The organism is Falsiroseomonas sp. RANM36, assembly GCF_056682175.1.
In genome coordinates this window covers 756,370-761,350 of the sequence record NZ_JBWXTD010000003.1, presented here as the reverse complement: position 1 = coordinate 761,350, position 4,981 = coordinate 756,370, and the positions used below count along the sequence as shown (strand labels likewise).

Here is a 4,981-nt window from a genome sequence, read left to right as displayed (position 1 = left end):
ATCGCCTTCGAGATCGTGATGTCCTTCGTGCGGCACTGACGCGCCGCACGGGCGGGGGGGGGGGGGCCCCCCCCCGCCCCCCCGCGCAGCCTCAGGCGGCGTGCCGCCTCAGGGCAGGCTGGATTCCGGCTCCAGCCCGTGCGGGCTGCGCCGCCGCGGCGCGCCGCCGGCATCGTCGGCGAAGATGTCGCGGTCCTTGGTCTCGGGGATCATCAGGGTGCCGATCACCACCGTCGCCAGCGCGATGATCACCGGATACCAGAGGCCGGAATACACGTCGCCGGTCTGGGCGATGATCGCGAAGGCGGTGGCCGGCATCAGGCCGCCGAACCAGCCATTGCCGATGTGATAGGGCAGCGACATGGAGGTGTAGCGGATGCGGGTGGGGAAGAGCTCCACCAGCGCCGCGGCGATCGGGCCGTAGACCATGGTCACGTAGATCACCAGCAGCGTCAGGATGCCCACCAGCGTCAGGCCGCGCGGGCTGAAGATGTCGAGCGCGCTCGCCATCCGGAACACCGTCGGGTTCGCTGCCGCCGGGTAGCCGGCCGCGGTCACCGCCGCCGGCAGGGCTTGGGCGAAGTTCGGCTGCGCGGTGGAGACCTGCTGATCGCCGATCCGCACCACCGCATCGCGCTGGCCGGGCTTGTCCTCGACCGAGTAGTTCACCGAAAGCCGCGCGAGCGCCGACTTGGCGATGTCGCAGGGCTGGGTGAATTTCGCGGTCCCGGTCGGGTTGAACTGGAAGGAGCAGGTGGAGCGGTCAACCTCGACCACGGTGGTGATGGTGTTGTGCGCCTCGGTCAGCGCCGGGTTGGCGTTCTGGCTGAGGGCGTGGAACAGCGGGAAGTAGGTCAGCGCCGCGATCAGGCAGCCGCCGAGGATGATCGGCTTGCGGCCGATCTTGTCGGACAGCCAGCCGAACAGCACGAAGCCGCCCGAGCCCAGCACCAGCGACCAGGCGATGAGCATGTTGGTGGTGAAGCCGTCCACCTTCAGCACGGTGCCGAGGAAGAACAGCGCGTAGAACTGGCCAGTGTACCAGACCACCGCCTGGCCCATCACCAGCCCGAGCAGCGCGAAGAGCGCGATCTTCGCGTTCTTCCACTGGCCGAAGGCCTCGCTGATCGGCGCCTTGGAGCCCGTGCCCTCCTCCTTCATCTTCTTGAAGGCGGGGCTTTCCTGCATCTGCATGCGGATCCAGACGGAGACGCCGAGCAGCACGATCGAGAGCAGGAAGGGCACGCGCCAGCCCCATTCGGCGAAGGTCGCCTCGCCCAGGATGGAGCGGGTGGAGAGGATCACCAGCAGCGACAGGAACAGGCCGGCCGTCGCCGTGATCTGGATGAAGCTGGTGTAGAAGCCGCGGCGCCCGTTCGGCGCGTGCTCCGCCACATAGGTCGCCGCCCCGCCGTATTCGCCGCCGAGCGCGAGCCCCTGCAGCATGCGCAGCGCGATCAGGATGATCGGCGCGAGGAAGCCGATCTGGTCGGAGGTGGGCAGGATGCCGACGATGAAGGTCGAGGCGCCCATGATCAGGATGGTGACGAGAAAGGTGTATTTGCGCCCGACCAGGTCGCCGAGGCGGCCGAACACCAGGGCGCCGAGCGGCCGCACCAGGAAGCCGGCGGCGAAGGCGAGCAGCGCGAAGATGTTTCGCGTGGTCTCGTCGTACATGCCGAAGAACTTGGCGCCGATCACGGCAGCCAGCGAACCGTAGAGGTAGAAGTCGTACCACTCGAACACCGTGCCGAGCGAGGAGGCCAGAATGACCTTCCGCTCTTCGCGCGTCATCGGCCGCGCCTTGTCGCCGATCGCTCTTGCCATCCCCTCACCTTTCCGGCCGCGTGCGGGCCCGCTTGCGTTGGCGGGCGCCTGGCGCCCGCGCAGCCGGCGGCGGCCGTGCTGCGGCGCACAAAATCCCTGCGGACGCATGGACGGGGCCGAGGGGCGGCGGTTAATTCGTGTCCAGTTTCATCTCTGCTACGGATTTCGTGTAACATATTGCCTGGATGACATGCCTGGCGACCCGGGCGCGGGGGTCTTCCAGCGGGGGCTCAGTCGAGGATCCGGGCAGTCAGCGTCGGCGCGTCGAAGGCGCGTTCCAGCTCCTGCTGGACCGACACGAAGTGGAAGCGCAGCGCGCCCTTGATCGAGACGCTCTCGCCGATCCGCTGCTCTGCGGCGATCGGCAGGGTGGCGAAGAGCGGCGCCTCGGCGAGCAGCGGCAGGCGATTCGCCGGCAGCGGCGGGCCGGCCTGCAACCGCGCCAGGTGCTGCGCCAGCGCCTCGCTTGCGGCCGCCAGCGTCGGGCGCTCTGCCTCCGGCGCCTCTGCCTTGGCGAGCACGGCGCTGCCCAGGGCGGCCAGCGAATCGGCCAGGGCCGGTTCCCTGGCCGTGGCGTGCGGGCGCAGCCAGGCTTCGACCATGGCGGTCACGTCGGGCACCGTCGCGGCAAAGGTCTGCCAACGGCAATGGTGCAGGGCGGCCTGGAAATCCGGGTCGGCGAAGGCCTCGCGCTCGGCCCGGCCGACCTTCACGCGGCAATAGTCCAGCACTGTCTTCTGCGCGACATAGGCCGAATGGCGCGCCAGGAAGGCCTCCAGGGCGGCCGGATCGCCGGCGGGCCGGCGCCGGAGGGCATGCCAAAGCCAGGTGACCATTTATTAAGAACTCCCCCTTGGCAGCCGTCCTGCCTTTCCGCACAGATAGATCGCGCCGGCGTCCTCCGAGAAGGTTTCGCGGCCGTGCGGCGGCAGTGCTATCTAAAGTTCGTGCCGGATCGGTCCGGGACGCGTCATGGTGGGGAGACAACGAGAATGCCCTTGGTGGGAGACGTGCAAGAGCGCCAGGGCCCATCCGGCCCGGCTGTGGACAAGGTCACCGCGGAAGCATACTGGCGGAAGACCTCCGGACTGATGTGGACGATGCTGGTGATCTGGCTGGTCGCCGGCTTCGGCGTGCATGCCTTCGCGCCGACACTCAATGGAATCAAGATCTTCGGCTTCCCGCTCGGCTTCTACATGGCCGCGCAGGGCAGCCTGGTCGTCTTCGTCGTCATGCTGTTCTGGTTCGCGAAGCGCCAGAACGCGATCGACGAAGAATTCGGCGTCGAGGAGGAATAAGATGTCCGATACCTCCGCCGGCAAGTCGCAGGGCGGCGACTTCCTCTCGAACCTCGGGAAGATCTACGGCTGGTATACGGGCGGCTTCGCCGCCTTCGTGATCTTCCTCGCGATCCTCGAGCAGATCGGGGTGCCGAACAGGATCATCGGCTACCTCTTCGTCTTCCTCACCATCGGCGTCTATGCGCTGATCGGCTACCTGTCCCGCACCGCGCAGGTGTCGGAATACTACGTCGCGGGGCGCCGGGTGCCGGCCTTCTACAACGGCATGGCGACCGGGTCCGACTGGATGTCCGCGGCGTCCTTCATCGGCATGGCGGGCACGCTCTACCTGCTCGGCTATGACGGCCTGGCCTTCGTGCTGGGCTGGACGGGCGGCTACGTGCTGGTGGCGATCCTGCTCGCGCCGTATCTGCGCAAGTTCGGCGCCTACACCGTGCCGGACTTCCTCGGCGCGCGGTACGGCGGCAACTTCGCCCGCTTCTGCGGCGTGATCGTGCTGATGTCCGCGTCCTTCACCTATGTGGTGGCGCAGATCTTCGGCACCGGCATCATCGCGTCCCGCTTCCTCGGCATCCAGTTCGAGGTCGCGGTCTTCGTCGGCCTGCTGGGCATCCTGGTGTGCTCCATGCTGGGCGGCATGCGGGCCGTCACCTGGACCCAGGTGGCGCAGTACATCATCCTGATCATCGCCTACCTGATCCCGGTCGTGCTGCTTTCGGCCAAGGTGACGGGCGTGCCGGTGCCGCAGCTGATGTACGGCCAGGCGCTGGAGCAGATCGAGACGCTGATCGCGACCAAGCCCGCGCTGGAGGGCGCCCGATCGCACATCACGCCCTTCACCACCTACGATCCGCTCAACTTCTTCGGGCTGATCTTCTGCCTGATGGTCGGCACGGCCTCCCTGCCGCACATCCTGATGCGCTACTTCACCACGCCGTCGGTGCGCGATGCCCGCAAGAGCGTGGCCTGGTCGCTGTTCTTCATCTTCCTGCTCTACTTCACGGCGCCGGCCTATGCGGCCTTCGCCAAGCTGGAAGTGTTCACCAACGTCATCGGCGCGCAGATCGCCGACCTGCCGAGCTGGGTCGGAATCTGGAGCCAGATCGGCCTGGTCAGCGTCCGCGACGCGAATGCCGACGGCATCCTGCAGTTCCGCGAATTCACCATCAACGCCGACGCCATCGTGCTGGCGACGCCGGAGATCGCGGGCCTGCCCTATGTCATCGCCGGCCTGGTGGCGGCGGGCGGCCTGGCCGCCGCGCTCTCCACCGCCGACGGCCTGCTGCTGGCCATCGCCAACGCGCTCAGCCACGACATCTACTACCGGATGATCGACCCGAACGCGAACGCCAAGCGTCGCCTCATCGTCGCGCGCATCCTGCTGATCTGCGTGGCGATCGTCGCCGCCTGGGTGGCCAGCACGCGACCGGCGGGCATCCTGGCCATGGTGGCCTGGGCCTTCTCCATCGCCGCATCGGGGCTGTTCCCGGCGCTGGTGATGGGCGTCTGGTGGAAACGCACCACCTCGGCGGGCGCGATCGCCGGCATGATCGCGGGCTACGGCGTCTGCCTGTTCTACCTGATCGGCACGCAATACATGGGCATGCCGCTCTGGTTCGGGGTGCGCAACATCTCCTGCGGCCTGTTCGGCATCCCCGCCGCCTTCATCGTCACCTATGTGGTCAGCCTGATGACCCAGGCGCCCTCGCAGGCGATGCAGGACTTCATCGACAGCATCCGCACCCCGCGCGGCGGCGTGCGGCTGGTGGAAGGCGAACGCGCGCTCGACTGACGGCGCAGCGTCCGCGACCGAGGGGGCGGGGGGCCGGGGGCGCCCCCCCCCCTTCCGTGTT

The 4,981-nt window shown here is 67.9% G+C and carries 4 protein-coding genes; 2 read left to right on the top strand and 2 right to left on the bottom strand.

Features of this window, described 5'->3' with window-relative positions; all coding sequences use genetic code 11:
* Window positions 1–108: 108 nt before the first annotated feature.
* Both AC1MIR_RS08430 and AC1MIR_RS08425 read right to left on the bottom strand, forming a co-directional pair.
* Window positions 109–1,794 (bottom strand): MFS transporter, encoded by a 1,686-nt coding sequence (locus AC1MIR_RS08430; protein ID WP_480027731.1) that lies wholly within the window; start codon window positions 1,792–1,794, stop codon window positions 109–111.
* Window positions 1,795–2,057: 263 nt separating this feature from the next.
* Complete coding sequence (locus AC1MIR_RS08425) at window positions 2,058–2,663, bottom strand: hypothetical protein (protein WP_480027730.1); 606 nt, start codon at window positions 2,661–2,663, stop codon at window positions 2,058–2,060.
* A 156-nt stretch (window positions 2,664–2,819) separates the two neighbouring features.
* Here AC1MIR_RS08425 and AC1MIR_RS08420 point away from each other — a divergent pair, with 156 nt between their 5' ends.
* Together AC1MIR_RS08420 and AC1MIR_RS08415 are read left to right on the top strand one after the other, a co-directional pair.
* Window positions 2,820–3,125 carry a DUF4212 domain-containing protein gene (locus AC1MIR_RS08420; protein ID WP_480027729.1) on the top strand — a complete coding sequence of 102 codons (306 nt, stop codon included), beginning with the start codon at window positions 2,820–2,822 and terminating at the stop codon, window positions 3,123–3,125.
* A gap of 1 nt (window position 3,126) precedes the next feature.
* Entirely contained in the window at window positions 3,127–4,920 is a 1,794-nt protein-coding gene (locus AC1MIR_RS08415; RefSeq protein ID WP_480027728.1) for a sodium:solute symporter family protein, read from the top strand.
* Window positions 4,921–4,981: the final 61 nt, after the last annotated feature.

What these genes read in the sequence shown, in the direction of transcription:
- AC1MIR_RS08430 (WP_480027731.1), bottom strand. Translation starts at nt 1,794, where the DNA reads ATGACGCGCGAAGAGCGGAAGGTCATTCTGGCCTCCTCGCTCGGCACG.
- AC1MIR_RS08425 (WP_480027730.1), bottom strand. Translation starts at nt 2,663, where the DNA reads ATGGTCACCTGGCTTTGGCATGCCCTCCGGCGCCGGCCCGCCGGCGAT.
- AC1MIR_RS08420 (WP_480027729.1), top strand. Translation starts at nt 2,820, where the DNA reads ATGCCCTTGGTGGGAGACGTGCAAGAGCGCCAGGGCCCATCCGGCCCG.
- AC1MIR_RS08415 (WP_480027728.1), top strand. Translation starts at nt 3,127, where the DNA reads ATGTCCGATACCTCCGCCGGCAAGTCGCAGGGCGGCGACTTCCTCTCG.